27 protein-coding genes, 1 rRNA gene and 1 riboswitch are annotated in these 26,492 nt (G+C 44.5%); of the genes, 20 read left to right on the top strand and 8 right to left on the bottom strand.

What is annotated here, in order from left to right:
* Positions 1-640: 640 nt before the first annotated feature.
* From HF322_RS10650 to HF322_RS10620, 7 genes are all read left to right on the top strand, one after another.
* Positions 641-2,353 (top strand): acetolactate synthase 3 large subunit, encoded by a 1,713-nt coding sequence (locus HF322_RS10650; protein ID WP_219848221.1) that lies wholly within the window; start codon positions 641-643, stop codon positions 2,351-2,353.
* On the top strand, positions 2,353-2,847 hold the full coding sequence (gene ilvN / locus HF322_RS10645; protein ID WP_169393437.1) for an acetolactate synthase small subunit: 495 nt from the start codon (positions 2,353-2,355) through the stop codon (positions 2,845-2,847). Before HF322_RS10650 ends, ilvN begins: the two co-directional genes overlap by 1 nt.
* 132 nt (positions 2,848-2,979) lie before the next feature.
* Entirely contained in the window at positions 2,980-3,996 is a 1,017-nt protein-coding gene (gene ilvC / locus HF322_RS10640) for a ketol-acid reductoisomerase (protein WP_169393436.1), read from the top strand.
* 163 nt (positions 3,997-4,159) lie between these two features.
* Entirely contained in the window at positions 4,160-4,573 is a 414-nt protein-coding gene (locus tag HF322_RS10635; RefSeq protein ID WP_169393435.1) for a hypothetical protein, read from the top strand.
* 286 nt (positions 4,574-4,859) lie between these two features.
* The gene (locus HF322_RS10630) at positions 4,860-5,072 is read left to right on the top strand and encodes a cold-shock protein (RefSeq protein ID WP_169393434.1); all 213 of its coding nucleotides are present in this window, start codon (positions 4,860-4,862) and stop codon (positions 5,070-5,072) included.
* Positions 5,073-5,576: 504 nt separating this feature from the next.
* Positions 5,577-6,326: an electron transfer flavoprotein subunit beta/FixA family protein gene (locus HF322_RS10625; protein WP_169393433.1), complete on the top strand. Its 750-nt coding sequence runs from the start codon at positions 5,577-5,579 to the stop codon at positions 6,324-6,326.
* Positions 6,327-6,389: 63 nt separating this feature from the next.
* Positions 6,390-7,325: an electron transfer flavoprotein subunit alpha/FixB family protein gene (locus HF322_RS10620; RefSeq protein WP_169393432.1), complete on the top strand. Its 936-nt coding sequence runs from the start codon at positions 6,390-6,392 to the stop codon at positions 7,323-7,325.
* A 68-nt stretch (positions 7,326-7,393) separates the two neighbouring features.
* Here the strand turns inward: HF322_RS10620 and HF322_RS10615 are convergent, their stop codons facing one another.
* Both HF322_RS10615 and HF322_RS10610 read right to left on the bottom strand, forming a co-directional pair.
* The gene (locus HF322_RS10615) at positions 7,394-8,194 is read right to left on the bottom strand and encodes an RNA methyltransferase (protein ID WP_169393431.1); all 801 of its coding nucleotides are present in this window, start codon (positions 8,192-8,194) and stop codon (positions 7,394-7,396) included.
* Positions 8,194-9,195 (bottom strand): class 1 fructose-bisphosphatase, encoded by a 1,002-nt coding sequence (locus tag HF322_RS10610; RefSeq protein ID WP_169393430.1) that lies wholly within the window; start codon positions 9,193-9,195, stop codon positions 8,194-8,196. Before HF322_RS10610 ends, HF322_RS10615 begins: the two co-directional genes overlap by 1 nt.
* A 284-nt stretch (positions 9,196-9,479) precedes the next feature.
* On the opposite strand from HF322_RS10610, the gene HF322_RS10605 reads away from it, so the two are divergent.
* Genes HF322_RS10605 through HF322_RS10595 form a run of 3 tightly spaced genes read left to right on the top strand, consistent with a single transcriptional unit; the run spans position 9,480 to position 12,320 of the window.
* Complete coding sequence (locus HF322_RS10605) at positions 9,480-10,568, top strand: aspartate carbamoyltransferase catalytic subunit (RefSeq protein WP_169393429.1); 1,089 nt, start codon at positions 9,480-9,482, stop codon at positions 10,566-10,568.
* A 50-nt stretch (positions 10,569-10,618) separates the two neighbouring features.
* Positions 10,619-11,842, top strand: a complete 1,224-nt coding sequence (locus HF322_RS10600) for a dihydroorotase (RefSeq protein WP_169393428.1) — start codon at positions 10,619-10,621, stop codon at positions 11,840-11,842.
* On the top strand, positions 11,835-12,320 hold the full coding sequence (locus tag HF322_RS10595) for a DUF2127 domain-containing protein (protein WP_169393427.1): 486 nt from the start codon (positions 11,835-11,837) through the stop codon (positions 12,318-12,320). The genes HF322_RS10600 and HF322_RS10595 overlap by 8 nt, the downstream gene beginning before the upstream one ends.
* 27 nt (positions 12,321-12,347) lie before the next feature.
* On the opposite strand, the gene HF322_RS10590 is transcribed toward HF322_RS10595, so the two are convergent.
* Positions 12,348-13,964, bottom strand: coding sequence for a YhjD/YihY/BrkB family envelope integrity protein (locus HF322_RS10590; RefSeq protein WP_169393426.1), 1,617 nt, complete (start codon positions 13,962-13,964; stop codon positions 12,348-12,350).
* Between the two features lie 347 nt (positions 13,965-14,311).
* Here HF322_RS10590 and wrbA point away from each other — a divergent pair, with 347 nt between their 5' ends.
* Positions 14,312-14,941, top strand: coding sequence for an NAD(P)H:quinone oxidoreductase (gene wrbA, locus HF322_RS10585; protein WP_169393425.1), 630 nt, complete (start codon positions 14,312-14,314; stop codon positions 14,939-14,941).
* Positions 14,942-15,007: 66 nt separating this feature from the next.
* Positions 15,008-15,460 carry a hypothetical protein gene (locus HF322_RS10580; RefSeq protein WP_375138540.1) on the top strand — a complete coding sequence of 151 codons (453 nt, stop codon included), beginning with the start codon at positions 15,008-15,010 and terminating at the stop codon, positions 15,458-15,460.
* A gap of 57 nt (positions 15,461-15,517) precedes the next feature.
* Here the strand turns inward: HF322_RS10580 and HF322_RS10575 are convergent, their stop codons facing one another.
* Complete coding sequence (locus HF322_RS10575; protein WP_169393423.1) at positions 15,518-16,102, bottom strand: manganese efflux pump MntP family protein; 585 nt, start codon at positions 16,100-16,102, stop codon at positions 15,518-15,520.
* Between the two features lie 9 nt (positions 16,103-16,111).
* A riboswitch (yybP-ykoY riboswitch) is annotated at positions 16,112-16,278 on the bottom strand.
* A 114-nt stretch (positions 16,279-16,392) separates the two neighbouring features.
* The gene (locus tag HF322_RS10570; protein WP_375138539.1) at positions 16,393-17,073 is read right to left on the bottom strand and encodes a DUF3108 domain-containing protein; all 681 of its coding nucleotides are present in this window, start codon (positions 17,071-17,073) and stop codon (positions 16,393-16,395) included.
* Between the two features lie 411 nt (positions 17,074-17,484).
* On the opposite strand from HF322_RS10570, the gene HF322_RS10565 reads away from it, so the two are divergent.
* Both HF322_RS10565 and groL read left to right on the top strand, forming a co-directional pair.
* Complete coding sequence (locus HF322_RS10565; protein WP_169393421.1) at positions 17,485-17,775, top strand: co-chaperone GroES; 291 nt, start codon at positions 17,485-17,487, stop codon at positions 17,773-17,775.
* Between the two features lie 117 nt (positions 17,776-17,892).
* On the top strand, positions 17,893-19,539 hold the full coding sequence (gene groL / locus HF322_RS10560) for a chaperonin GroEL (protein WP_169393420.1): 1,647 nt from the start codon (positions 17,893-17,895) through the stop codon (positions 19,537-19,539).
* A 101-nt stretch (positions 19,540-19,640) separates the two neighbouring features.
* Here groL and yaaA read toward each other — a convergent pair whose 3' ends face one another.
* Positions 19,641-20,426 (bottom strand): peroxide stress protein YaaA, encoded by a 786-nt coding sequence (gene yaaA / locus HF322_RS10555; protein ID WP_169393419.1) that lies wholly within the window; start codon positions 20,424-20,426, stop codon positions 19,641-19,643.
* Between the two features lie 152 nt (positions 20,427-20,578).
* On the opposite strand from yaaA, the gene HF322_RS10550 reads away from it, so the two are divergent.
* The 3 genes from HF322_RS10550 to HF322_RS10540 all read left to right on the top strand — a co-directional run bounded on the left by HF322_RS10550 (position 20,579) and on the right by HF322_RS10540 (position 21,866).
* Positions 20,579-21,112 carry an acyl-CoA thioesterase gene (locus HF322_RS10550; RefSeq protein ID WP_169393418.1) on the top strand — a complete coding sequence of 178 codons (534 nt, stop codon included), beginning with the start codon at positions 20,579-20,581 and terminating at the stop codon, positions 21,110-21,112.
* Between the two features lie 65 nt (positions 21,113-21,177).
* A complete protein-coding gene (gene iscX, locus HF322_RS10545; RefSeq protein WP_169393417.1) occupies positions 21,178-21,384 on the top strand; it encodes a Fe-S cluster assembly protein IscX in 207 nt (68 codons plus the stop codon).
* A 71-nt stretch (positions 21,385-21,455) separates the two neighbouring features.
* A complete protein-coding gene (locus HF322_RS10540; protein WP_169393416.1) occupies positions 21,456-21,866 on the top strand; it encodes a GNAT family N-acetyltransferase in 411 nt (136 codons plus the stop codon).
* A gap of 91 nt (positions 21,867-21,957) precedes the next feature.
* Here HF322_RS10540 and dapE read toward each other — a convergent pair whose 3' ends face one another.
* Together dapE and HF322_RS10530 are read right to left on the bottom strand one after the other, a co-directional pair.
* Entirely contained in the window at positions 21,958-23,175 is a 1,218-nt protein-coding gene (gene dapE / locus HF322_RS10535) for a succinyl-diaminopimelate desuccinylase (RefSeq protein ID WP_169393415.1), read from the bottom strand.
* Between the two features lie 42 nt (positions 23,176-23,217).
* Positions 23,218-23,922, bottom strand: a complete 705-nt coding sequence (locus HF322_RS10530) for a 2OG-Fe(II) oxygenase (RefSeq protein WP_169393414.1) — start codon at positions 23,920-23,922, stop codon at positions 23,218-23,220.
* 116 nt (positions 23,923-24,038) lie between these two features.
* On the opposite strand from HF322_RS10530, the gene HF322_RS10525 reads away from it, so the two are divergent.
* The 3 genes from HF322_RS10525 to HF322_RS10515 all read left to right on the top strand — a co-directional run.
* Positions 24,039-24,914, top strand: a complete 876-nt coding sequence (locus HF322_RS10525) for a 23S rRNA (adenine(2030)-N(6))-methyltransferase RlmJ (protein WP_169393413.1) — start codon at positions 24,039-24,041, stop codon at positions 24,912-24,914.
* Between the two features lie 9 nt (positions 24,915-24,923).
* Positions 24,924-25,790 (top strand): CDP-diacylglycerol--serine O-phosphatidyltransferase, encoded by an 867-nt coding sequence (pssA, locus tag HF322_RS10520; protein ID WP_169393412.1) that lies wholly within the window; start codon positions 24,924-24,926, stop codon positions 25,788-25,790.
* A gap of 621 nt (positions 25,791-26,411) precedes the next feature.
* Positions 26,412-26,492 (top strand): 16S ribosomal RNA (locus HF322_RS10515); the annotation flags it as partial.

Raw genomic sequence — 26,492 nt, 5'->3', positions numbered from 1 at the left:
AACAAAATTTACTTATGAGATCACCAAGTTTAATAACCATTAGTTAGTATTGACTATCATAAGTTTTTCTTGACAATACCGCATAAATTAACGAAGATAATAACTGTTGATTGGTCAGCGAGCGGCTTTTTTTATTGCCGTAGCGCTTGCAAATCCGCTTCTCCAAGGCGCTTATCGGTGATCTTGGTCAGCTGATTTCTTTGTGACAATAGCCGCTAAATTTAAGCTCAAAAAAGCTAAGTTGGCAGTTATCGTTTCTGGACTTATCGGTCTACAATGACTAAAACAAACTTATTGTTATTTAAATCGTGATAACGTCAAAGCGATTGCCTTTGCTTATCATGAGGGATAAAAATAATAAGCTTCTTTTAAAGGTGCTGCTGCATCTTGTCACTGATTGCCGATGATACCATCAATCATCTAACCTCGATCATCATATTCTATGAGTATGAGACTCATCGTCTTGACATAAAAATCAATAAGCCGCTTTTAGCCTTATTGACGCCGCAAATAAAAGGTGACGACAGTGACGCAAACCACGCAAAGCCCTAATATGACGGGCATCAATCAATCCGGAAATGCCGCTAAACATTTTAAAGAAAAGCAGCAACTGCTCGCTGAAGGTAGCGATAAGCCAGTCATGATGTCTGGGGCGGAAATGCTGGTGCAAGCGCTGACCGATGAGGGAGTCAAATACATTTTTGGCTATCCGGGTGGCGCGGTATTGCATATTTATGATGCCTTATTTCAGCAAGATAATATCGAGCACATTTTAGTTCGCCATGAACAAGCTGCCGGACATATGGCAGACGCTTACTCGCGGGTGACTGGAAAAGCGGGCGTGGTTTTGGCAACTTCAGGACCTGGCGCGACCAATACCGTTACCGCCATTGCAACGGCGTTTATGGACTCAGTGCCCATGGTGGTGATTGCAGGGCAGGTGCCAAGCAGCCTTATTGGCGAAGATGCGTTTCAAGAAACGGATATGATTGGCGTGTCACGACCCATCGTCAAACACAGCTTTCAAGTTCGCCACGCCAGTGAAATTCCAACCATTGTCAAAAAAGCCTTTTATATTGCTGAATCTGGACGCCCAGGTCCTGTGGTCATTGATATTCCAAAAGACATGACCGCGCCAAACGAAAAATACGCTTATGAGTACCCAAAAGAGGTGTTTGTTCGCTCGTATCAACCTTCCGTTAAAGGTCATTCTGGTCAAATCAAAAAAGCGGTTGAAACATTACTGGCGGCAAAACGTCCCGTGCTTTATTCAGGTGGCGGCGTGATTTGGGGCAATGCCAATGAAGAGCTTACCGAGCTTGCGCACCGCTTGAATTTGCCCGTGACCAATACCCTTATGGGACTTGGCGCGTTTCCAGGATCGGATCGTCAGTTTTTAGGAATGCTGGGTATGCATGGCACTTATGAAGCCAATATGACCATGCATCACGCCGATGTCATTTTAGCCGTTGGCGCGCGTTTTGATGACCGCGTGACCAATAACGTCAAAAAATTCTGCCCAAATGCCACCATTATTCATATTGATATTGATCCGGCATCCATTTCTAAAGCAATCATGGCGCATATCCCAATTGTTGGTGATGTCAAATCGGTATTGACCGATATGCTTGAGATGATTGGCGATGACAAAGCTTTAGACCAACATGCGCTCCTTGATTGGTGGTCGCAAATCAATGAGTGGCGCAAGCGTCATGGTCTGCGCTACGATACCAATACTGAAAACGGCATCAAGCCGCAAAGTGTGATTGAAGCGCTTGATCGCGTAACCCATAGCAATGCCATTATCACAAGTGATGTCGGTCAGCATCAGATGTTTGCCGCCCTTTATTATACTTACAATGAGCCGCGGCAATGGCTCAATTCAGGTGGTCTTGGCACCATGGGCGTTGGCTTGCCGTATGCGATGGCAGCAAAGCTTGCTTATCCTGAGCGCGATGTGGTTTGTATTACGGGTGAAGGCTCAATTCAGATGAATATCCAAGAGCTGTCAACCTGTTTGCAATATAATTTGCCAGTGAAGATTTTAAACTTAAATAATGCTCAGCTTGGTATGGTAAAACAGTGGCAAGACATGATCTACGAAGGTCGTCACGCCCACTCTTACATGGACTCCTTGCCAGATTTCATTAAGCTTGCTGAAAGCTATGGTCATGTGGGGATCAAAATTACTGACCCTAGCAAAATGGAAGAACAGCTTGCCGAAGCGATGGCAATGAAAGACAAACTGGTCTTTATTGATGTTTATGTGGATCGAAATGAGCATGTCTACCCGATGCAAGTTGCCGGTCAGACCATGCGCGATATGTGGTTATCAAAAGGGGAGCGAACCTAATGCAGCAGCATCTGATTTCAGTATTAATGGAAAACGAAGCCGGATCGTTGTCGCGGTTGGTTGGACTCTTCTCTCAGCGTGGCTACAATATCGAAACGCTAAATGTCGCCCCAACTGAAGACCCCTCGATTTCAAGGTTGACATTAACCACCATCACCTCTCCTGAAAAAATTGAGCAAATCACCAAGCAGCTGCATAAGCTGATTGAAGTGGTTAAAGTATTGAATTTGTCCAATACCGTTCACGTTGAGCGCGAGTTGATGCTGATTAAAGTTCGAGCAACGGGCAGCCACCGCGAAGAAATTAAGCGCAGTGCCGATATCTTTCGCGCGCAAATTGTCGATGTAAACAGCAATTTATATACCATTCAAATCGTTGGTGATACCGCCAAGCTTGATGGCTTTATCGATGTGATTGGTCGCGAGCGCATTTTAGAAGTGGTGCGCTCAGGCGTCATCGGCATTGCTCGCGGTGAAAAGACTTTGAGCATTTGATATCAATGAAATAACAGCTAAGCCAAACGTTTAGCTTAAACTAAAGTAATTTTAATGCGGTGTAATACGCTTATTTAAGCCATTACACCAACGACCCATGGCTTACCATGACTTAGGAAAAGGACGCTATCTATGAACGTTTATTATGACAAAGACTGTGATTTATCGATCATCCAAGGTAAAAAAGTTGCGATTATCGGCTATGGCTCACAAGGTCACGCCCACGCGCTAAACTTGCAAGATTCAGGAGTCGATGTTACCGTCGGTCTGCGCGCAGGATCAAGCTCATGGAAAAAAGCTGAAAATTCAAACCTAAAAGTAGCTGAAGTTGAAGAAGCGGTTGCCGCTGCTGACGTGGTCATGATTTTGACCCCAGATGAGTTTCAAAAAGAGCTTTACAGCGATGTGATTGAGCCGAACATCAAAGAAGGCGCAACTTTAGCCTTTGCTCATGGTTTTGCCATCCATTATAACCAAGTCGTTCCCCGTAAAGACTTGGATGTGATCATGGTTGCGCCAAAAGCACCAGGTCACACGGTTCGCTCAGAATTTGTTAAAGGCGGCGGTATTCCTGATTTGATCGCCATCTATCAAGACGCTTCAGGTCAAGCCAAACAATTGGCATTGTCTTATGCTTCAGGCGTTGGCGGCGGTCGCTCAGGAATTATCGAAACCACCTTTAAAGATGAAACCGAAACCGATCTTTTCGGTGAGCAAGCCGTACTTTGTGGCGGCGCAGTTGAGCTTGTTAAAATGGGCTTTGAAACCCTAACTGAAGCCGGCTACGCTCCTGAAATGGCATATTTTGAATGCTTACATGAGTTAAAATTGATCGTTGACTTAATGTATGAAGGCGGCATTGCAGATATGAACTATTCAATCAGTAACAACGCTGAATACGGCGAATACGTCACTGGTGTTGAGGTCATCAATGAGCAATCTCGCGAAGCCATGCGCAACGCCCTAAAACGCATCCAATCTGGCGAATACGCGAAAATGTTTATCAATGAAGGCATGAGCAACTACCCATCAATGACCGCACGCCGCCGTAACAACGCTGCTCACGATATCGAAGTGACCGGTGCCAAGCTTCGTGCGATGATGCCTTGGATTGGTGGTAACAAAATCATCGATAAAGACAAAAACTAAGCGATAATCCTTAAAAAGCATTATTAAAGCCCATGTCATTTTGGCATGGGTTTTTTTATGAAAGCCTTGAAAGCATAAGACGCCGACCTTATTTATCATGGCGATCAAAGCTTTTGACCGCTGAATTTAACTACGTTATTTTATCCAAGTGTGAGTGTTTCAAATGTCGTTTCCAAATGGGCTAACGCCGCAACTGTTCTATGTGATTTTTAGTGGCATGGTTGCCATCTTTATTTGGATTGAGGCATTCATGCTAAAAAAGAACAGTGGAAAGCTGCCTAAATCGACTCTATTTCAACTCAGCTCATTATTAGATACTGTTTGGTTTTTTGTTTCAGTAGCGGTGCTTTATCTAATTGATCTGACTCCGATTGCACTTGTTATCCCAGCGGCTTACGGCGTTTATACGCTTGTTGGCTGGGTTTATGGCTCAAGGCTTTTGCGCAAAAAAGGCATTCCTGACTCACCAAAAGCTTTGGTCGTGCCTAGCAAATATATCGCTTATAGTCAGTCATTTGCGCAAGTATTTTTCCTACTTTGTGTATTTGTTCTTATCAGTCCTAAAATTGGGATTTAACGGGTTAAAAGCAAAACTAGCCATTTAGCAAGTAAAATTTCATTGCGAACTTAAGTTTATTGTTAAGAAATGAAATTATTTACAAAACTCATTAATTTATTCTGTTAATCGATTTAAAAACTGCTATACTACAACAGTACTCAGGGGATTTTGATTAAAAATACTGAAATATCATTAAGGTATAAAAGTATCGCGATTAATGTTCTTATCTTAATTAAGCTGGGTATTTATCAATCAATCGGTGATGACTTGAGTCGCACCAATCGTTAAAAAGTTAGGAAAATTTATGTCTGAGAAAGTTGAAGGCACTGTAAAGTGGTTTAATGAAGCTAAAGGTTTTGGTTTTATCGCTCAAGATAACGGCGGACAAGACGTATTCGCCCACTACAGCGCAATCCAAGGTAATGGTTTCAAAACCCTAGCCGAAGGTCAAAAAGTGTCTTTCATTTTAGGTGAAGGCAAAAAAGGCCCACAAGCTGAGCAAATCGAAGCGATCTAATGTTAAAGCTTGGGAAGTCTTTCTGAGATTCAGTCAGCCTTTTATGCTTAAAATGACATCAACGCCAGATTAATTTGCTGAATAAGCAAATCCTATCGTTTAGACTGTATCGTAAAAGCAACCTTTAATCGGGTTGCTTTTTTTTGTCTAAAAACTTAACTTTTTAATAATATATAAGTCTGATCGTTGCAATAATTGTCTAGTAAAAATAGAAAAAAGTTTATTAAAATAATTAACTTAACTTATGAGTACTAAAATTTGTTAATTAATGGTGACAAATTTATGACGCATTATTCACGGCGTCGTCTTGATTTAACGTGAAGGCTCTTGCAAGATAGTTGAGGCGAATCGCAATTGCGAACGGGCGTTACTTTAAGATGGGTTTGCTGTGATTTTATTGACAGATCAAACTAAACTTATGTGAAAGTTGCCTAATTATTAAAAAATCATATTAAATTTGGCTTATGATAAGCCCTTTTTATTCATTACTATAACGAGGATCGTATGAAAGCACTAGTCGCCGTCAAGCGGGTTATTGATTATAACGTTAAAGTTCGGGTGAAAGCAGATCATTCAGCAGTGGATTTGACCAATACCAAAATGTCTATCAATCCGTTTGATGAGATTGCCGTTGAAGAAGCGGTTCGGCTCAAAGAAGCGGGCGTGATTGATGAAATTATTGTCGCCTCTATTGGTCCAAAAGAGTCTCAAGAGCAAATCCGCTCAGCGCTAGCCCTCGGCGCCGATCGTGGCATTTTGGTACAAACTGAGGATAAAGCCTATCCGCTTCAAGTTGCCAAAATTCTAAAAAGCATTGCTGAAACTGAAGGCACAGAAATCATCTTACTGGGTAAGCAAGCCATTGATGATGATAACAATCAGACCGGTCAGATGCTTGCAGCATTGATGGGCGCGCCGCAAGGCACATTTGCTTCAAAAGTAGTGGTTGAAGGCAATGAAGTGAAGGTAACTCGCGAAGTTGATGGCGGCTTGCAAACCGTTGCGCTTGATTTGCCTGCAATTATCACAACCGATTTGCGTTTAAATGAGCCGCGCTACGCCAAATTGCCAAACATCATGAAGGCAAAGAAAAAGCCGCTTGATGAAAAAACCCCTGCGGATTTTGGCGTGGATATGACTTCAAAACAACAAATCATCCAAGTTGAGCCGCCAGCGGATCGTAAAGCGGGTATCAAAGTAGGATCAGTTGATGAATTGGTTGATAAACTTAAAAATGAAGCAAAAGTTATTTAATTGGTCGTTAAACGCTAACTCATTTTATAGTAATTGATAACATTAAAATAAAGGACAATAACGATGGCAATTTTGGTATATGGTGAGCATGACAATGTCAGCTTAAAAAAAGCAACACTGAACACCATTGCGGCGGCAAAGCAAATGGGCGATGAGGTTCATGTTTTGGTCGCAGGAAGTAACAATCAAGCGGTTGCTGCTGCTGCCGCAAAAGCTGAAGGCGTAAGCAAAGTTTTAGTGGCGGATAACGCCGCTTATGAGCATCAAATGGCAGAAAATATTGCACTGTTGGTGAGCGATGTAGCAGGTGGTAACTATAGCCATGTGGTAGCAGCAGCAACAACGACCGGTAAAAACTTTATGCCGCGCGTGGCAGCGCTTTTGGATGTCAGTATGATTTCTGATGTCACCGCAGTGATTGATGCCAATACCTTTAAGCGCCCAATTTATGCAGGCAACGCGACAGCAACGGTTCAAACCTCTGAAAGCAAAATTGTTGTTACGGTTCGTACTACAGCTTTTGATGCGGTGGCAAGCGAAGGTGGTTCGGCAAGCATTGAAACGCTTGATGACGTTCAAAACGCCGGTAAGTCGCAATTTGTCAGCGAAGAGATGGCAAAATCGGATCGCCCAGAGTTGACCTCAGCAAGTATTGTGGTTTCAGGGGGTCGCGCGCTTGGCAGCGAGGAGAACTTTGAAAAGTATATTGAGCCACTTGCTGACAAACTTGGCGCGGCAGTCGGGGCATCTCGCGCGGCAGTTGACGCAGGTTACGTTCCAAACGATATGCAAGTTGGTCAAACGGGTAAAATTGTGGCTCCTGATTTGTATATTGCTGCCGGAATTTCAGGCGCCATCCAGCATTTAGCGGGAATGAAAGACTCTAAGGTAATTGTAGCAATTAACAATGACCCAGAATCACCAATTGCAAGCATTGCTGATTATTATTTAGAAGGCGATTTGTTCAGTGTGCTTCCTGAGTTGACCAGCAAAATTTAAGTTGACACTTGCTACAAAAAAACCCGCCAAAGATTAGCGGGTTTTTTTTTGAAGTTGTAAGTTACGTTTTATTTAGAGCTATAGTGGCGCTGACGCAGCGTTTCATAAAGGCAAAGCGATCCTGCAATAGCAACATTTAAGCTTTCTTGACCATTAGGCTGCGGCAGGGCAATGGCGGTTGCTGATTGTAAAAAGTTTTGGCTCACCCCTTGACCTTCATGTCCCATCACCCAAGCCAAAGGCGATTGCAAATCGTAATCATAAATGAGCGTTTTGGTGTGTGAGCTTGTGGCTAACAGCGGCACTTTAACGTGAGCCAATACGTCATCAATGCTAAGCCCCTCAAAAATACTCAAAGAAAACTGCGCTCCCATACCAGCGCGTAACGTCTTTGGTGACCAAGCTTGCGCCGTTTGCGTGGTGCAAAGGATCGTGTTAACGCCAACTGCTGCTGCCGTTCTAAGGAGCGCCCCAACATTACCGCTGTCTTGAACGTCATTTAAAATCAGGCAGTCATTATGAATAGCAGTAAGCTTTGGCGTTGGGATATCAATGATCGCTAAAATATCAATTCCTGTGCCAAGGGTTTTAACACTGCTATAAAGCGCATCAGTCAAGGTGAGCACGGTCGTGGTTTCAGTCAAGCGGCTTAACAGCGCTTGAACCTCGGGGTGGTGATGCATGGATTCAGCGACCATGACCTGATTTATTGTCAGCGGGCTGTTCAGCGCGGCATCAATTAGATGCGCGCCTTCAAGGATGGTTTGACCTGATTTTTTGCGCTGGCGTGATTGAGAAAGCAGCGCTTTAACCAATTTGACCTGCGGATTTTTATCCGAGGATATTGGCTCAAAAGCAAAGATTGCCATTACTTAGCGCTACCTTGTTGACCAGATAGCGAGTGAATATGAAGACTTTTAACATAATCTACTTCATTTTTACTGCCTAAAACGACTGGAACGCGCTGATGAATGTCAATAGGAGTAATATCCAAAATACGATTGATGGCATCAGTTGCGCCGCCGCCTGCGCGTTCAATAAGTAGGCTCATCGGATTGGCTTCATACATCAAGCGCAGTTTGCCGGCTTTGTTAGGATCTTTGGTGTCAAAAGGGTAGGTGAAAATACCGCCGCGGCACAAAATACGGTGGACGTCGCCGACCATCGCCGCAACCCAGCGTGTGTTAAAATCGCGACCGCGAGCGCCGGTTTTGCCAGCAATCAGTTCGTCAATATACTGCTGCATTGGCGCTTGCCAGTAGCGATAGTTGGAGCTGTTAATCGCGTATTCTTTGGTGTCCGCATCAATCTGAACGCGATCATTAATTAAAATAAACGCATGGCTGTCCGGATCAAGGCTAAACATAGCAACGTTATCGTTGACGGTTAAAGCCAGCATGGTTGAGGTGCCATAAAGCAAATATCCGGCGGCTAATTGCTGATTTCCCGCTTGTAAAAAATCGCTGTTTTGGCTTTTTTGACCTTGGTTTTGATACGGTAAAATTGAGAAAATCGTGCCAACTGCCATATTGATATCAATATTTGAGGAGCCATCAAGTGGGTCAAATAATACAAGTAAGCTGCCGTTATCATTGGCGGGAGTGGCATCATCAAGCTCTTCTGAAGCGACGCCTGCGCAGTGCTTATTTTGGGTGAGGGCGTCAAGGAGCAAGTCATTGGCAAGAACGTCCAGCTTTTTTTGGTCTTCACCTTGGACGTTTTGGTTTCCTGCTTCCCCTAAAATATCGGCAAGCGCGCCTTTTTTAAGCAAGTTTGAAATGTTTTTGCCAACGTCTGTGATGGTGGTGATCACTTCACTTACGGCGTTATTGGTCGCGTTATTTTGTAAATATTGGGCTAACGTGGTCATAAAGTTTCCTGAAAGTTTGGATATAAAAAAGGAATAGGGTGGAGTAATCTGCTGGCATGAATGAAATTAGCCGTGGCAGCAGCTTTGTCCTTGGGGCAAAATCAGCTAAACTATAGCTAAAATGATAAGTGTTGTGGCGAATCAGCGCAAGAATTTGTACATTGTTAGTGCCAAGCGCGCAATTTTTGCTAAATTGTAGCAAATACAAGGCAAAAAGTCGCTGAAAGCCGTCGATTCTTATCACTCACTTTTTTATTTTTTGCCAACCAAAAAGGCGAACCATGATGCCAACTGACCAAAATCTTGATTATCCTCATTTGAGAACTTCAGCCTCGCGGACTTTGGCGACTGACTTTGCCAAAGTTGACCCCAATACCATTCACGAGCGGCTTAACGCGTCCTTAAGCAAACCACAGCTTAATGAGGATGGCAGCATTCGTCACTTTTTGGGGGTAGAAGGGCTGAATAAAGCTCAGCTTAAAGCGATTATTGAAAAAGCGGAGACGTTTTTTGATGAGAAAGGGCAATTGGTTGACCGCCCTGAGCTTGACGGCTGTACGGTGATGAATTTGTTTTTTGAGCCGTCAACGCGAACGCGAACGACCTTTGAGGTAGCTGAAAAGCGCTTGGGCGCTAACGTAATCAACATTGATATTGCGCGATCAAGTACCCAAAAAGGTGAAAGCCTTCGCGATACGCTTTGGAATTTGCAAGCGATGACGGCAGATATTTTTGTGGTTCGTCATTCAGCCTCGGGCGCGGCGCATTTTATGGCAACGGAAGTCACGCCGGATATCGCCATTATTAACGGTGGTGATGGCTGGCATGCCCATCCGACCCAAGGGATGCTTGATATGCTGACCATTCATCGCTCCATGCCAAGACCATTTGAAGAATTGTCAGTGGCAATTATTGGCGATATTAAGCACTCAAGGGTTGCCCGCTCCGATATTAGCGCGCTGAAAACGCTTGGCGTTAAAGACATTCGCGTCATTGCACCAAAAACTTTGCTGCCAAAAGGTATTGAACGCTTTGGGGTGCAAGTGGTTGAAACGATGGAGAAGGGACTTTTGGACTGTGATGTGGTCATGGGACTACGGATTCAAAATGAGCGCATTGGTTCGCCGCTTTTGGCGTCATCAAACGAGTATTATAAACAGTACGGGATTACCCCTGAGCGCTTGGCATTGGCAAAACCGGATGCGCTGGTGATGCACCCAGGACCTATGAACCGCGGCGTTGAGATTGCCTCAAGCGTGGCGGATGGCGCGCAATCGGTGATTTTGCAGCAGGTCAATAACGGCATTGCCATCCGAATGGCGGTGTTGTCGCTTGCGATGAAAGGTCAGCGTGACCACCAAGCTGCGCGTTAAGGTTTGATCCTAATTTCTACTTTGCTCCCAATTATTTTATGGTAATGCTCATGACCGCCCAAACTTATATTGATTTGCTCCCTAAAGCTTTTGAAAACTCGCTCACCAAAACCGCTCAAGAAAAACTTTCAACCTTTAACCAGGTGATTGCTGATGACTTGGATAACGCTCAAGATGCCTTTTGGTTATTGCCGCCGCTGGTTGATTTGTGCGCGCGACTTCGTGAACCCGGTCAGCAGCAGCATGGCACACTGATTTCAGAAGGTCATGCCGCACGAGCCAACGGTTTTTTGCATGTGGTGATTCCGCCCGATACCAATCCAATTTTAGAAAACGGCTCGCTACTTAAAGGGCTTCGCGAGCGTGCGCTTGAAGATGGCGGCATTTATTTACATATTTTAGGGGCATTAAGCGCCGGTCTTGAAGGCGAGTGCCCTGCAAATATTGCAGGACTTAAAAAAGGCGGCTGCATTGCGGTATCCAATGCTCGCCAGCCATTTGCCAATGATTTGGTCTTGCTGCGAACTTTAGAGTATGCGGCAACCTTTGGCATGAAAGTCTTTTTTTATCCCGATGAGCCAAGTTTATCTAAAAATGGCGTGGCTCACGAAGGCTATATTGCCTCGTATCACGGCTTGCAAGGGATTCCTTGGATTGCTGAAACGGTGGCGCTCTCCACGCAGTTGCTGATGGTTGAGGAAACCGGAATCGCCGCGCATTTTAGCCAATTAACTTGTAAATCCTCAGTTGAGCTCATGCGCTGGGCAAAAAATAAAGGGCTTCCGGTCACCTGCGATGTTGCTATGCATCAATTGTACCTGACCGATGATAATTTAGAAGGCTTTAACGCGCTGGCTTATGTGCTCCCGCCGCTACGAAGTAACACCGACCAACAAGCGCTGCGAAAAGGGCTAAAAGACGGCACGATTGATGCGATTTGTAGTCACCATGAGCCGCTTAACAGCACCGCCAAAAAAGCGCCGTTTGCAGAATGCACCCCCGGAATTTCAAACTTTGATTCCTTTATGGCGCTGGCTTGCCAATTGGTTCGTGAGGAAGTGCTCACCCTTGACGAGCTGGTCGCCAAAATCTGCCTAAACCCTGCCAAAATCGCCGGAATCGAAGCGCAGTATGACAGCGTTGGCGGCGCGGTGTTGGTTGATCCGAATCTGACTTGGCAAGTTAATAACGAGACGATGGCATCCAATGGCAAAAATACGCCGTTTTTTGGTCAAAACTTGACCGGTCGCGTGGTGGAGACATTCTTTGGCTAATTTGCCACAAAAAGCGCCGCCGCAATCAAGCGAAGCCATCAAAGCCGTTGCCATTTATGAGATTGTCAAAGGCATCGGCGCGCTGATTGGTGCCGCGCTGCTTTGGCATTGGCATGACAATTTGCAGCTTTGGGTTGATCATGTTGCCACGCGTTGGCAGCGTGATTTTGGTGAGCTGTTAGCGCCGCAAGTGGCAAGCGTGGTTGAGATCGCCCAAAAAGCCAATCAAGACTGGTCGCTGTTTTTACTTTTGATCTTTTTTTATGCCAGCCTGCGCTTTTTGGAAGCTTATGGGCTTTGGCAAGATAAAATTTGGGCGTATTGGTTTAGCGTTTTAGGCTATGGGATTTTTATTCCCGTTGAGCTTTATTATTTGCTGACCAGTCCTTTTGACTGGGTTAAGCTTGGCATTTTTATGCTAAACGCGGTGATTGTGATTGTGGTTTATCGCAATATGAAACAAAAAGGCTTGCTCTGATGGCAAGCCTTTTTTTAGGTTAAATCTTTAGTCTTTTTGATGCGGATTGTCCGCCTCGGTGATGATGTTGCCTTTAGCATTGGCAGCTTCTTGGCTAAAGTCGTCATCTGGGATTAAGATTTTATTGTCGTGATTGTCATAGTCTTTATCGCTATCTTCGTCAAAGGGCGCCGGCTCAAATTTGTTTTTGGTGCTGTCATCCTCTTTTTGCGATGGTGTTGTGGTAGTCGGGCTTGGGCTTTTTTGATGTAAGATATCACCAAATTTATAAGCTCTTGCCGAAGTGGCTGCTGCTGCATCGGTCTTGTTATCGGCTTTATCTTCTTTATCAAACAGCTTATCACTGTGCGGCTTTTTCGCAGAATCGCTATAACCGGTTGCTTTTTTGCGCGGCTGGCTATGAGCAAAGATGCTGGCAAGCGGCACAGCAAGCTGATTGCGAGCGCATTTTTCGGTATTTTCAAAGCGCTGAACGAGTAAGCTGAGCCAAGGCTGCTGATGCTGATCCTTCATTTCATCCAGCTCATCTTTGATGGGCAGCGGATACGGCAAGGTTTTATAAAAATCCCAAAGCGTCATGTTGCTCAAATCGCGCTTTAACACATAATTGTCGTCTTCGGTTGCCGTAATAAGCTTGCTGTCTTTTAGATAATTGATATAGGTGTACCATTTTGGCAGCTCTTTACGACCTAAAACATTACGAAGCTCTTGCTCGCTCACTGATTGACCGCGAACATGATAGCTGTAAACCAGATTGAGCATGTCAAGCAAACTTAATAACGGATGGCGCGGGTAAACTTCTTTGGTTTCAAAAATGGTCAAGGTATAGCTGATTTCAACGCCCAGTAAAATTAAATTCCAAGACAAATAAATCCAAAGTAAAAAAATCGGTAAGGCAGCAAACGCCCCATAAATGGCTTCATAACTGGTAAAGTTGGTCATGATCGTGCCAAATAAATGGCGCATCAGCTCAAAAACAAGAGCAACCACGATGCCTGCAATGGCAGCATTTTTCACCGGAACGCGGGCTTTTGGGATAAACCAATACATGCCAATAAAGCCTGCTACCGTCACTGCAATGGAAACAATTTGCACCCAAAATGACCAATCAATGCCATAGCCTGCAATTTCTTTATTTAAAAAGCTTAAGCTTTGAACGGTACTTGAGACGATAAACGCCGTTCCAAGAACCAAAGGTCCAAGGGTGACAATCGCCCAATAGCGCAAAATGCTTTTCATACCGCCGGATTTGTCTTCAACGCGCCAGATTTGGTTAAAGGCGCGCTCAATGGTGGTCAGCGTCATGATCGTGGTGACAAACAGCGCCCCAACCCCGATGATGGTCAGATTGGATGACTTTTCAGCAAAGCTGTTGATATATTTGCTCACCTGAAGGCTTGATTGCGGGAGTAAATTGCTATAAATGACCTCATAAATCTGCGCCCGAACGGAAGCGAGCGCTGGCACAGACGATAAAATCATCAACAGCACTGTCAATATCGGCACAATCGACAGCATGGTGGTGTAGGTGAGCGATGCCGCTTTTTGCTGGCAATCATCCTCAATAAAATGGCGGGTCAAAAAGCGCAAAAATTGAAACCAGCGCTGTTTAACAAAGGGCAGTTTGTTCAGTAATTTTTCCATATCAGCAAATTTTTATCCTAAACTTATTATTCTTAACAAAATCGTGAGTCCTTAAGCTTTTATTGGCTAAGCTTTGATAGAAAGTTTACAAAATCATCGCGCCGCAATCAGCACTATATTTGTGTCAAAATGCACTTAATTGCTGGGCATTGCTTGTCAAATCGGCTTGGTGCTGCTATTGATGGCAAGCAAAAATTATGAGGGGTAAAAATTCATAGGAATTTGTAGGCTTTAAAGTCAGCTTTTGCCTTAAGTTATAAAAAGTCGCTTATAATATGGCAAAGAATACAGCGAGATGGAATTGAGCATCGCAAAAATAACCATTGAATGAATCATTGAGGATAACTATGACCAGCCAGCCGCCTTATGTTTTGGTACTTTATTATTCCAGCCACGGCACGACTAAAGCGCTTGCTTATAGCATCGCCCAAGGGGTTGAGGATGCGGGACTTCGCGCCAAAATCCGCACCGTGCCGACCGTTGCCGCCGAAACGCAAGCTCATAAACCGCTGATTCCCGATGATGGCGATTTGTATTGCACGATGGAGGATTTAAAAGATTGCTTGGGGCTTGCGCTTGGTAGTCCGACCCATTTTGGCAATATGGCAGCGCCTATGAAGTATTTTTGGGACAATACCGTGACCCTTTGGCTGGCAGGAAATTTGCAAAATAAACCGGCTTCGGTGTTTACGGCAACTGGCACGATGCATGGCGGTCAGGAAACGACACTTTTGACCATGATGTTACCTCTCATGCATCACGGCATGATGATTGTGGGTATTCCTTATGCAGAGCCTGCGTTAAACCGAACCCATCGCGGCGGCACGCCTTATGGCGCAAGCCACATTAGCGGGACAGGTCACGATCAGCCTATAGCCGATGATGAACGCGAACTGGCAGTGGCTCAAGGCTACCGATTAGCAATCAGCGCCAAAGCGCTTGCGCAAGCCGATTTTAGCCGAAAAATCCGCCCGTAACTGAATTAACACTTATAATTGAGCTTAACGATAATCAAGCTTAAGGATTAATGAGCTGCCATGACTATGCCTAATTCAGCCCAAGCTTTACCAAAATCACCGATAAAGCCCGCCTCGACCATGCGCCGCCGCTTAATGATAACATGGTTGATTTGGCTTGGGTTTCGCCTGCTGGTGTTGCCAATTTTAATTAGTGTGATGAATGCTCAGCATCCGGATTTGGCAGGTGGCATTGCTTGGCAAGCGCTTTGGCTGATTCCGGCGTTTATTTTAACGCCCTGGATGATCAAAGGTCGCTCGCCTTATGCGCTGATTGTAGCGAGCATGTTTACGCTTGTTTATTTGGGCGCAAGTGGCGTGGTGCTGTTCACCCGAAGTTATGGCGCAAGCTTTGGCGAGATTTTGGTTTATTTTGGCGATTTTTTGCTGCTACTATTTATCAATACATGGCTGTTTTTTTTATTAAAGCGCTTGCCATCGATGAACAATGTGGTCAAAAAACCGCGCGAACGGCTTTAATCGTCCGCGTTGACATCCCGCGTTGATATCATGATTATTGCAGCTAAGCTATCGCAACTAAAAATAACCCAAATGGCTAAATAAAATCCAAGTTGCAATGGCAATGAGCATAACACCACCGAACATTTCTGCTCTATGACCTAAAATTGCGCCCAGCACCTTCCCAAGCAAAACCCCAATGGTAACCATAATAAAGGTTGCCAAACCAATAAGTCCTGCGGCTACCAAAATATTCACCTCAATAAAGGCAAGGCTTAAGCCAATTGCCATCGCGTCAATGCTCGTGCCAAAGGCGGTTAATGCCAAATTAAGCAAGGTAGGTTTTGAGGGGGCACTGCTGTCTTCATCATCAGTTGACTGCAAACTTGCAATTAATAAATGCAGTCCCAAAGCGCTTAAGATAATAAAAGCAATCCAGTGATCCCAAGCTTCAATAAATGCAGGATCAACAAATCCGGTGGCAAAACGACCTAAAAGCCAGCCAATGATTGGCGTGATGGCTTCAATCGTACCAAAGATAAGACCAAGTTTGAGCGCTTGATGAAGGCGCGGGTTATTCAGACTGGCGCCTTTGCCGATCGCAACAGAAAACGCATCGGTCGACATTGAAAAGGCGAGAAGGATCAGGGCTAACGGGTTCATAACAATTCTCTTTGGTCGAGTTCAAGTCCACGACATCGCCACACCCTCGACCTGCAAGTGTGGAAATATCGATGGTCTTGCCAACCAAAGCGGTGTTCGTACCATGGCAATGTGGCCAAGTATGTTGATACGAACGCTTTTATAAAAAAAGCAGGCTACTCCCCAAAGAGCGCTCAGAGTATCATTAATCCCTAATAAGTCAAGTATCAAGTTAATCTTGACTTTATTAAACAATACCAATAACCCAAAAAAAGACTTTCCTAAGAAAGCCTTTTTAAATGAAAAAAGTATTAATTTACCTTAGTAAGCTCTAAATCCATTTTTTTACCATCGTTGATTTGAACGACTTTGACTGGCAAATAATCTAAGCTTGGGGCAAGCCAAAAACTCGTTGAGCGGCTGTTGTCATCATGAACGCGGTCGACGCGAACGGTATCAAAGGTGCCGGCAGGAACGGTGATTTTGGTAGCTCCTGACTTTTTAAAAGGCGTTTTTTCAATCTTGTCATGCTTTGCCATGTAGTAATTGCCGGTAAATTTACCATTTAATAGGTCTTGGCGAATTTGCATCTCAAGGCTTAAATCATCAAAAGTGGGCTGCGCCACTTTTAAATTGACCGTTTTGCCTCGATAAGCGCTGCTGACTTGTTTACTGGCATTATTAAAATTAAGCGTATGGGTTCGTCCAACGCCAAAGATTTTATAGGTCGTACTTGCCGAAATTGGCGTGACCGTATTGCCGTTTAAAGTAAAGGCGCTGTTTTGAGAGGCGGTCGCCACGCCTGCCACGCGAGCTTTAACATTATATTTCCAAGTATTTCCTGATTTAGTCAAGCTTCGGTTGGCGGTGCCTTTATATTTGTCCTCAACGGTAAAACTGTAATCTGCGTTTGATGGCTGGATCACTTTGGCTTGGGCGATAGTTGCCGCGCCCATACTCATCATTCCGACCGTCACCAAAGCGGCGCTCATCGCAGCGGTAGAGCGCACAGATTTAATCGGTTTTAAAATTGTCTTTAATGCGACTGACATCATCACTTTCCTTATCATCGTTATTCATACAGAGTAATAAAAAGTACGGGGTAAAAATTCTTTTATTATAATGGTCATAAATTGTTACATTTTCAAGGCAGGATTATGGCTTAGGCGTTGGCATTTTGTTGTTCAGGTTACTCAATGCTTAGTGATTGTGACTTTGCTGATCGCTTTTTCATTATTTACCCCTAAACGCTAAATTTTGATAATTATTTTGCAATCTTACTTGAAGGAAAATCGAATTGACCCCATTTTGTCAATCAAGCTTGATGCTTAACCTTTAGCAGAATTGAGAACGACAATCTCAATCTTTTTTTTGATTCAAACCTTTATTTTGGAGTCATATCGATGAACATTCGTCCTTTACATGACCGTATTGTGGTTCGCCGCTTGGAAGAAGAGCAAAAAACAGCTGGCGGCATTTTATTGCCAGGATCGGCTCAAGAAAAGCCTTCTCAAGGCGAAGTGATTGCGGTTGGCAACGGTCAAATCCGTGACAACGGCGACGTTCGCGCTTTGGACGTAAAAGCGGGCGATAAGGTCTTGTTTGGTCAATATGCAGGTCAAACAGTCAAAGTTGACGGTGAAGAATTATTGATTATGAAAGAAGCGGATGTGTTAGGAATTTTAGAGGGCTAATCTAAATTTCGCTCAAAGCGCCTGATAACGACAAAGATAACCTGAAATGTGTAGGGATGCAGGGCGCTTTACGCTTTATTAATGACAACAAACAACTTTTTATTGGAGTAATGACTCATGGCAAAAGATGTAAAATTTGGTGGCGACGCCCGCAAACAAATGATGGACGGCGTGAACATTTTGGCAAACGCGGTAAAAGTGACGCTTGGTCCTAAAGGTCGCAACGTGGTCATCGACAAGTCCTTTGGTGCACCAACCATCACTAAAGATGGCGTTTCGGTGGCTAAAGAAATCGAGCTTGACAATAAATTTGAAAACATGGGCGCGCAATTGGTTCGTGAAGTTGCTAGCAAAACCAATGACGTTGCAGGTGACGGAACAACTACAGCAACGGTACTTGCGCAAGCCATTTTGGTTGAAGGCATGAAATCGGTTGCTGCGGGCATGAATCCAATGGATTTAAAACGTGGAATCGACAAAGGTGTTCGCGAAGCCGTTAAGCAAATCCATAGCCTATCAACCCCTGCTGATGACCACAAAGCCATTGCTCAAGTCGGTTCAATTTCTGCCAACTCAGACACCAAAATTGGTGAGCTGATCTCACAAGCGATGGAAAAAGTCGGCAAACAAGGCGTGATCACTGTTGAAGAAGGTTCAGGATTTGAAGACAGCTTAGAAGTCGTTGAAGGTATGCAGTTTGACCGCGGTTACATTAGCCCGTACTTTGCCAATAAGCAAGACAGCTTAACTGCTGAATTTGAAAATCCGTTTATCTTGTTGGTTGACAAAAAAATCAGCAACATTCGCGAAATCGTACCATTACTTGAGCAAGTGATGCAGCAAAGCAAGCCGCTGCTTATCATTGCTGAAGATGTTGAAAACGAAGCGTTAGCAACATTGGTTGTGAACAACATGCGCGGTGGCTTAAAAACTTGCGCAGTTAAAGCACCAGGATTTGGCGATCGCCGTAAAGCGATGCTTCAAGATATCGCAACTTTAACGGGCGGTACGGTCATTTCAGAAGAAATCGGCTTAAGCTTAGAGAGCGCGACCATTGATCAGCTTGGCACCGCGAAAAAAGTCACCGTTGGCAAAGAAAACACCGTGATCGTTGATGGCGCAGGAAACAAAGCCGACATCGAAGAGCGCGTGGCTGCTATTCGTCGTCAAGTTGAAGAGTCAACCTCAGACTACGACAAAGAAAAATTGCAAGAGCGCATTGCCAAGCTTGCCGGCGGCGTTGCCGTGATCAAAGTTGGCGCGGCTACCGAAACTGAAATGAAAGAGAAAAAAGACCGCGTTGATGATGCCCTTCACGCGACTCGCGCTGCCGTTGAAGAAGGCGTGGTTCCTGGTGGTGGGGTGGCATTGGTTCGTGCGCTAAATGCGTTGGCTGAGCTAAAAGGCGACAATGACGACCAAGACGCAGGAATCAACATTTTACGCCGTGCGATGGAAGCGCCACTTCGTCAAATCGTGACCAATTCAGGCGAAGAAGCGTCAGTCGTAGTTAATGCCGTGAAAAATGGCGAAGGCAACTATGGCTATAACGCTGCCACGGGCGAATATGGTGATATGCTTGAAATGGGTATCCTTGACCCTGCAAAAGTTGCGCGATCAGCGTTAGAGCACGCCGCCTCTGTTGCCGGTCTTATGCTCACGACCGAAGCGATGATCACTGATCTTCCACAAAAAGATGACCCAATGGCTGGCATGGGCGCTGGTGGAATGGGCGGTATGGGAGGAATGGGCGGCATGATGTAAGTTGCCGTTTAGCCTTCTATTTTAAAAGTTTAAAAAAGCCTCAACGTGATGTTGGGGCTTTTTATTTTGGCTGGTTTTGATTATTTTATAAAGTTTTAAACTTAAAGCGCATCGCGGCGAAACGTCCATGTATTGCCATTTGAAGCATTTTCGCAATAGTAATAACCGTCCAAATTAAAGCCTTTTAAATCTTCAGCACAGGTTAATTGATTAATCGCGGCAAACCTTGCCATCATGCCGCGCGCTTTTTTGGCGTAAAAGCTGATGACTTTATATTTGCCATTTTTATAATCTTCAAATCTTGGGGTGATGATCTTAGCGTTAATCAGCTTGGTATTTACCGCTTTAAAATATTCGTTAGAGGCTAAATTGATAAGTACATTTTCGCCTAAACTGTCCTTTAAGCGCTGATTGATGAGCTTGGCAATATCATCGCCCCAAAATTCGTACAAGTCTTTTGCTGATTCGGTGGCAAGTGCCGTTCCCATCTCAAGCCGATATGCTGCCATTAAATCAAGCGGTTTTAATAGCCCATAAAGCCCCGATAACATTCCTAAATTTGAGTTTAAATAGTCAATCGCGTCCAAATTAAGCGAGGCGCTATCCAAGCCGCGATATGCATCACCATCAAACATATAAATCGCAGGTTTGGCGTTATCCGTATCAAACGGCAATTGCCAGTCTTGATTGCGATTGGCATTTAGCGCTGCGATTTTGCTCGATATACCCATCAATTCTTGCAAGTCGATGGGGTCTTTTTGTTTGAGGATTTGCATCAGGTCGGCAGCTTGGCTTGCCAATTTGGGCTGCGTGAATTGAGGATTTAACGTGTCTGACCAGTTTTTTTGTTCATTTAAGGCTTTGGCAGGCGAGAGTAAAAAATACATGAACGATCCTTTAATCATTTTTTAATAAAGTCATGGCAACCATTATAAGCAAAATTTAGCATTTAAAAAGCTGACATAAAACTAACGCTAATCCATTAAATAAATGGCGATCATGCTAAGATAATTTTAAAAAATAAATAAAGGATCGTTTTATGAACATGCTCTTGCGCTTTTTTATTATGATAAGTTTGCTCAAACGTGAATTGAAGCCCACCCCAAAACATGCCAAGCTAAGCCAAAGCGAGTTGCAAGCGCCCGTCACTCAACGCTACCGCATCTTGCCGCAGGATATGGGCTGGCGCAATCATTTGCCCAATTATCGCTACTTGTCGTTTATTGAATTGAATATCACCAATTGGCTGATATCGAGCTGCCATAAAAAAGGCATCAAAACGCTGCGCTGGGTGTTGGCGATGCAGGAGGTGGTTTATTTAAAGCCCGTATCGTTTTTGGACAAATTGGAGGTGAAAAGTCATCTTTTGGGTTGGGATGAAAAATATCTTTATTTTCAGCATCAATTTTTTGTGAAGCATCAACTGCGAGCGGTAGGTCTCAGCAAAATTATATTGTCAAATGCTAATGGCAAATGTCCACCAAGCGATCTTGATTTGACCGCAGTCAATCTCAATGACGTTATTCGGACTTGGAACGCCAATCAAGACGCAATTAAAGCTCAGCTGGCTTGAGGCTATAAAATCCGTGCAAATTCTGCTAGCATAGGGGTCATATTTATGAGCCTTGAGGAGCCATCATGACCCAAAAGCTAACTTGGTCGGACAGTTTGGATATCGCCATCGAACTTGCTGAAAAATTCCCCGATACCGACCCACGTTATATCCGCTTTACTGACTTGCACCGCTGGATTACTGAGCTTGATGGCTTTGATGATGATCCCAATAAATCAAACGAAGGCATTTTAGAAGCCATTCAAATGAATTGGATTGATGAGGCGGATTAATTATCCTGTTGAATTCATTGAGTCAGTATTAATCATCGCCGTTCACGCCTGAAACCTCGTCAAGGAGCCCTATGGCCATTATTTGCCAAATCAATAGCCCCATTAGCCCTGAACAATATGTTCAATTGGTCACCAAGTGCCAAGTAGAGTTGCCGACGCCCTCGCATTATTTAATTAAAGGTATGCTGGATGATACCAATTTGCTAGTTTCAGCGTGGTCGCAAGAGGGCAACGATGCTCATGAGCTTGTGGGAATTGCGCGCTGTAATAGCGATTTTAGTCACAGTTGCCGCATTGCCGAGCTGCTTGTCCGACCTGAGTTTCAATCGCAAGATGTGGCAGAGCTACTTATAAAAACCATCGAGACCCAGCTTACGCCAAGCTGCCTTATGATGGTCATGACCAAAAATCTTCCTGATATTACCTTTAAAAAGTTAGGATTTGAAAACCATAACCAAACTTGGGTGAAGCTTGCCGATTGAAGGTAAATAAAAAACGCCGCGATTTGTGATAAAGACGCGGCATTTTTTAAAATTATCAAAAATCTGAACTCAAAAGCTGACATTCAAAAGCTTAATCGAGCAATAACCGCTCTAAAATCCCTTCATAAATTTGCGCCAGTTTCCCTAAATCATCGACTTCGACTTTTTCATCGACTTGGTGAATGGTTGCGTTACGAACGCCAAGCTCGACCACTTGAGCGCCCGTTGGGGCAATAAACCTGCCATCAGAGGTGCCGCCTGAGGTAGAAAGCTGAGCTTTTGTTCCGGTAACGGCTTGAATCGCCTCTTGGCAAGCGCTGACTAAATTGCCTTTTGGCGTTAAAAATGGCTCCCCTGAGAGCGTCCACTCAATGTGATAGCTTGCGTTTGAATGAGTAAAATGCTTGTCAAAAATTGCATGAGTTTTGGTTTTTAACTCGTTTGCGGTCGTTTCAGTTGAAAAGCGAAAGTTAAAAACAACGGTTAACGTTTCGGGGATGACGTTGGTTGCGCCCGTACCGCCATTGATGTTGGACAGTTGCAAAGAGGTTGCCGGAAAATAGTCATTGCCATTATCCCAAGGCGTTTCGGTGAGTTCGGCAAGGGCAGCAAGCGCCTCGTGGATTGGGTTGGTTGCCAAATGCGGGTAGGCGACGTGACCTTGTTTGCCCGTAACGGTGAGCACCGCGCCGAGCGAGCCGCGACGACCATTTTTAATAATATCGCCCAAAGTATCCGTACTTGATGGCTCACCAACCAAGCAATACGTGATTTTTTCTTGCCTGGCTTCAAGCGCTTCAACCACTTTTACCGTCCCATTTGTTGCTACGCCTTCTTCATCAGCGGTGATTAATAGCGCAATGGAGCCGTTATGATTTGGGTGATTGGTAACAAATTTTTCAGCCGCGACCGTAAAGGCGGCAATTGCGGTTTTCATGTCCGCCGCACCACGACCCCAAAGATAGCTTTCATGAACCGTTGGGGTAAAAGGATCAAAGCGCCAATTTGCCACATCGCCTGTTGGTACGACATCGGTGTGACCGGCAAAGCAAATGACCGGAGTTTGATTGCCGCGCCGCGCCCAAAGATTGCTTACCTCAGCATTTTTCCCTGATTGACTGGCGTCGCCAAAGCTCATGGTTTCGCAATGAAAGCCAATTGGCTGCAAGCGCTCAATCAGTAACTGTTGGCAGCCCTTATCGTTTGGCGTGACTGAGACTTTTTTCATCAGCTCGCAGCTTAAGGCGAGCGTCTCGTTTTGATAATATGGGTAGTCCTGATGATTTTTTGATAGTTCACTTTGCGGCATATTGTCCTTCTTTTTTTATTTAACTAAGATCATGATTTAAAATCATTCAACAAATGGCACCAACGTATCGCGGCGCATCCAAGTGGCGATTGAGTAGCGTTTTCGGTGGGCAATGGCAACTTGGTGTTGTAAATTGCTGTCAAAAACGACCAAGCGATTGGCAAGCGGCGTCAACTTGTGCAGGCAGTCTTGCAAATCGACCACTTCAAGCGCGCCGCCATCTGCTGCTTCCCAGTCATCATTTAAATAAAATACCGCAGAAATCACCCGCTCATCGCGACCGGCAGGATTGTCGCTGTGCCACTGATAGCCAAAGCCAATAGGGTAGCAGGCAAAATGCGCTTCGCTGTGGCGGATTCCGGTAAATAAATGCTGATTTAAGTGCGCTGATAACGCATCAATACTTTGTAAATAAAAGCTTCCGGCAGGGCAGTCTTTGCCAATCCAGCGAATATTGTCGCCGCGAATTTGGCTTTGCCGGATGCCAGCGGTCAATTGAGCGGCGCGATAATCGATAAAGCCGCTTTCTTGTTGCAATGCGATCAGCGCTTTTTCAGAAAATACATCATCAATCACCACCCAACCTTGATGGGCAAGCTGATCTAAGCAATTATCTGAAATGACCTTTTCCCAATTTACCCAAAAGTCAGCTTGATTAAAGCAAATTTCAGGCGCTTGATCCTTTGTTTTGCTGGGTTGTAGCTCAGATTGTTGATCTGATTTTAAACGTTGGATAACGGTTGCCATACTTCACCCCGAATATTATTAAGCGATACCATTCAGAATTACCAAAACCAGCGTTATCTTTTATGGTTTGCTATGCTACCATAGATGCAATTTTTCTGAGTTAAACTTTTATCCTTATGAATTACAAACACGCCTATCACGCCGGAAACTTTGCCGATGTCGTCAAGCACATTTTACTGGTGCAATTGCTCAACCAACTGAGCCAAAAAAATAAGCCGTTCTACGTGCTCGATGCTTACGGTGGTCGCGGACTTTATTCCTTAGCAAGCGACGAGGCAAAAAAAACGGGCGAAGCAAAAGGCGGTGTTGAGGCGCTATTGGACGCGGATATGGACAATGCGCCAGCCGCAGTTCAAGAATATATTTCTGAACTAAAAGTTGCTAAAAAGACCTATGATAAGCACGTTTACCCCGGATCGCCTTGGTGGATCGCTCATCATATTGAAATGCATCCTGAGGGCGGCATTCGCGGTGAAGCCTTTGAAGCTAAAGCTAACGAATTTGACGCGCTCAATTATCAATTGCATCAACTGCCGATCGGCATTCATCATCGCGATGCGTTTGAAGGCATCACCGCCGTTATTCCACCAAAAGAGCGCCGTGGTCTGGTGCTGCTAGACCCGCCATTTGAGCAAGAGCATAAAGACTTTTCGCGATTGGTTGATTTGCTTGTTGCTGCCTATAAAAAATGGCCGCAAGGCGTCTACGCGCTTTGGTTTCCGATCAAAAACATCGAAGCGGTTGAGCTGTTTTATAAAAAGATGAAGCGCACCGACATTCGCCGTCAGTTGGTTTGCGAGCTGAACATTTACCCAACGGATGTCGCCGTTGGGCTCAACGGCACCGGAATGCTGATTATCAACCCGCCTTGGCAATTTGACAGCCAAGCTCGCGACATTTTGCGCTTTTTACAGCCCATTTTAAAAGCTGAAGATGCCCCAAACCTATCGCCTGATAGTGCCACCAATGTTCGCTGGTTGGTTGGCGAATAAGGATTGTTTATGAGCCGTCAACCATTTACCGACTCGCCGTTAGAGGCAACGCTAAAGCCTGCAGCAAGTTTGCCGCCCGATCATGATGCTAATGTTCATCTTGCCGACCACGACAATCATGATGGGCTGACCTTTGAAGTCATCGAAACCGAAGTGGCTGGAGGCAAGCGCGTGGTCAGTCGCGGCGTTTATTTAGCGCCAAACCTTATCACCACTTTGTCGCTGCTTTCAGGCTTTTTTTCTATTTTAGCCAGTACCCAAGGCGAGTTTTACAAAGCTGCTCTTGCCATCTTTTTGTCTGCTATTTTAGACGGCATGGATGGCAGGGTTGCTCGATTATTAAACGCGCAAAGCCCTTTTGGTGAGCAGTACGACTCGCTTGCCGATATGCTTGCGTTTGGTGTGGCGCCTGCTATCTTGATTTATAGCTTTGCCCTACAACCTTTAGGTCGCATCGGTATTGGTTGCGCGTTTGTCTTTACGGCTTGCGGCGCGTTTCGTTTGGCACGCTTTAATGTTCAAATCGGCTCGGTGGACAAAAAATATTTTGTGGGATTAGCAAGTCCACTTGCTGCCATCTTAGTGACCGCCGCCGTTATGGTTGCTATCGACCATAACGCTTGGGTCGGCAGTTATGATCCTTTAATTACCTTATTATTTGCCGCTTGGGTTGTCATTTGCGGTTTGCTTATGGTCAGCAACGTCAAATACTACAGCTTTAAAGAGTTTGACAAAAAAAAGGTACCGTTTGTTGCCTTAATCGTTGGCGTTTTAATTATGAGCATCGTACTTTATGACATTCCTGTTGGAATTTTAGCTATTGGCATCATTTACGCGCTCTCAGGAATTGTCACTACTATTAAAAGTAAAGTTTAGTAAAAAACTACTGTAAATTCAATATTTTATAAATTAATTAAAATAAATTATAAATAAAGCTTGACCTTCTCCTAAACCTCTCTATAATACGCCCCCACAAGGACGGAAGTTAGCGGCTAGCGATATGGCGGCTGAGTAGTGAGAGGGGATGTTAAGAAGCTAGCGACGGGTGACTAACCGATTAAGCCAAGCGACTTGAAATAACTTTAAACTCTTAAAAAAACTTCTTGACTTATAAAATTAAGCGTCTATAATACGCACCTCACAAGGCAACGCTGGTGCCAAGTTTGAAAGCTTGAATTGAACAAGCGAATCAAGCGGCAATAACAGATTTCCTTGAGAAACAAATTAAAACAAAAGCTTGACAGACGATCACGATGTGATAAGATAGACAGCTTGAGCAATACTGGACGACAGATTGCTAACTATTTAACAGCGAACTAAAGAACAACTTGTGTGGATTTTTGCTAAGACAAAATGCTAATAACATTATCATTTAGTTTCAGCAAATAACTCAAGTTAATTCATATACGAATGCAAAAGTAATTTGCTAGTAATTAAATGAGCCAAAGATTAGAAGTCGTCTTCTATGTTTACATAGTAAAGGCTTCAAGATAGATTAAACTGAAGAGTTTGATCATGGCTCAGATTGAACGCTGGCGGCAGGCTTAACACATGCAAGTCGAGCGGTAACAGAGAGAA

The organism is Psychrobacter sp. MF31, assembly GCF_012847335.1.
Classification (GTDB): Bacteria; Pseudomonadota; Gammaproteobacteria; order Pseudomonadales; family Moraxellaceae; genus Psychrobacter.
This window is presented reverse-complemented; position numbering and strand designations above follow the sequence as displayed.

Bases quoted from the DNA above. Each gene is read 5' to 3' on its own strand.
- HF322_RS10650 (WP_219848221.1), top strand. From the start codon at position 641: ATGATGTCTGGGGCGGAAATGCTGGTGCAAGCGCTGACCGATGAGGGA.
- ilvN (WP_169393437.1), top strand. From the start codon at position 2,353: ATGCAGCAGCATCTGATTTCAGTATTAATGGAAAACGAAGCCGGATCG.
- ilvC (WP_169393436.1), top strand. From the start codon at position 2,980: ATGAACGTTTATTATGACAAAGACTGTGATTTATCGATCATCCAAGGT.
- HF322_RS10635 (WP_169393435.1), top strand. From the start codon at position 4,160: ATGTCGTTTCCAAATGGGCTAACGCCGCAACTGTTCTATGTGATTTTT.
- HF322_RS10630 (WP_169393434.1), top strand. From the start codon at position 4,860: ATGTCTGAGAAAGTTGAAGGCACTGTAAAGTGGTTTAATGAAGCTAAA.
- HF322_RS10625 (WP_169393433.1), top strand. From the start codon at position 5,577: ATGAAAGCACTAGTCGCCGTCAAGCGGGTTATTGATTATAACGTTAAA.
- HF322_RS10620 (WP_169393432.1), top strand. From the start codon at position 6,390: ATGGCAATTTTGGTATATGGTGAGCATGACAATGTCAGCTTAAAAAAA.
- HF322_RS10615 (WP_169393431.1), bottom strand. From the start codon at position 8,194: ATGGCAATCTTTGCTTTTGAGCCAATATCCTCGGATAAAAATCCGCAG.
- HF322_RS10610 (WP_169393430.1), bottom strand. From the start codon at position 9,195: ATGACCACGTTAGCCCAATATTTACAAAATAACGCGACCAATAACGCC.
- HF322_RS10605 (WP_169393429.1), top strand. From the start codon at position 9,480: ATGCCAACTGACCAAAATCTTGATTATCCTCATTTGAGAACTTCAGCC.
- HF322_RS10600 (WP_169393428.1), top strand. From the start codon at position 10,619: ATGACCGCCCAAACTTATATTGATTTGCTCCCTAAAGCTTTTGAAAAC.
- HF322_RS10590 (WP_169393426.1), bottom strand. From the start codon at position 13,964: ATGGAAAAATTACTGAACAAACTGCCCTTTGTTAAACAGCGCTGGTTT.
- wrbA (WP_169393425.1), top strand. From the start codon at position 14,312: ATGACCAGCCAGCCGCCTTATGTTTTGGTACTTTATTATTCCAGCCAC.
- HF322_RS10580 (WP_375138540.1), top strand. From the start codon at position 15,008: ATGCCTAATTCAGCCCAAGCTTTACCAAAATCACCGATAAAGCCCGCC.
- HF322_RS10575 (WP_169393423.1), bottom strand. From the start codon at position 16,102: ATGAACCCGTTAGCCCTGATCCTTCTCGCCTTTTCAATGTCGACCGAT.
- HF322_RS10570 (WP_375138539.1), bottom strand. From the start codon at position 17,073: ATGAGCGCCGCTTTGGTGACGGTCGGAATGATGAGTATGGGCGCGGCA.
- HF322_RS10565 (WP_169393421.1), top strand. From the start codon at position 17,485: ATGAACATTCGTCCTTTACATGACCGTATTGTGGTTCGCCGCTTGGAA.
- groL (WP_169393420.1), top strand. From the start codon at position 17,893: ATGGCAAAAGATGTAAAATTTGGTGGCGACGCCCGCAAACAAATGATG.
- yaaA (WP_169393419.1), bottom strand. From the start codon at position 20,426: ATGTATTTTTTACTCTCGCCTGCCAAAGCCTTAAATGAACAAAAAAAC.
- HF322_RS10550 (WP_169393418.1), top strand. From the start codon at position 20,579: ATGAACATGCTCTTGCGCTTTTTTATTATGATAAGTTTGCTCAAACGT.
- iscX (WP_169393417.1), top strand. From the start codon at position 21,178: ATGACCCAAAAGCTAACTTGGTCGGACAGTTTGGATATCGCCATCGAA.
- HF322_RS10540 (WP_169393416.1), top strand. From the start codon at position 21,456: ATGGCCATTATTTGCCAAATCAATAGCCCCATTAGCCCTGAACAATAT.
- dapE (WP_169393415.1), bottom strand. From the start codon at position 23,175: ATGCCGCAAAGTGAACTATCAAAAAATCATCAGGACTACCCATATTAT.
- HF322_RS10530 (WP_169393414.1), bottom strand. From the start codon at position 23,922: ATGGCAACCGTTATCCAACGTTTAAAATCAGATCAACAATCTGAGCTA.
- HF322_RS10525 (WP_169393413.1), top strand. From the start codon at position 24,039: ATGAATTACAAACACGCCTATCACGCCGGAAACTTTGCCGATGTCGTC.
- pssA (WP_169393412.1), top strand. From the start codon at position 24,924: ATGAGCCGTCAACCATTTACCGACTCGCCGTTAGAGGCAACGCTAAAG.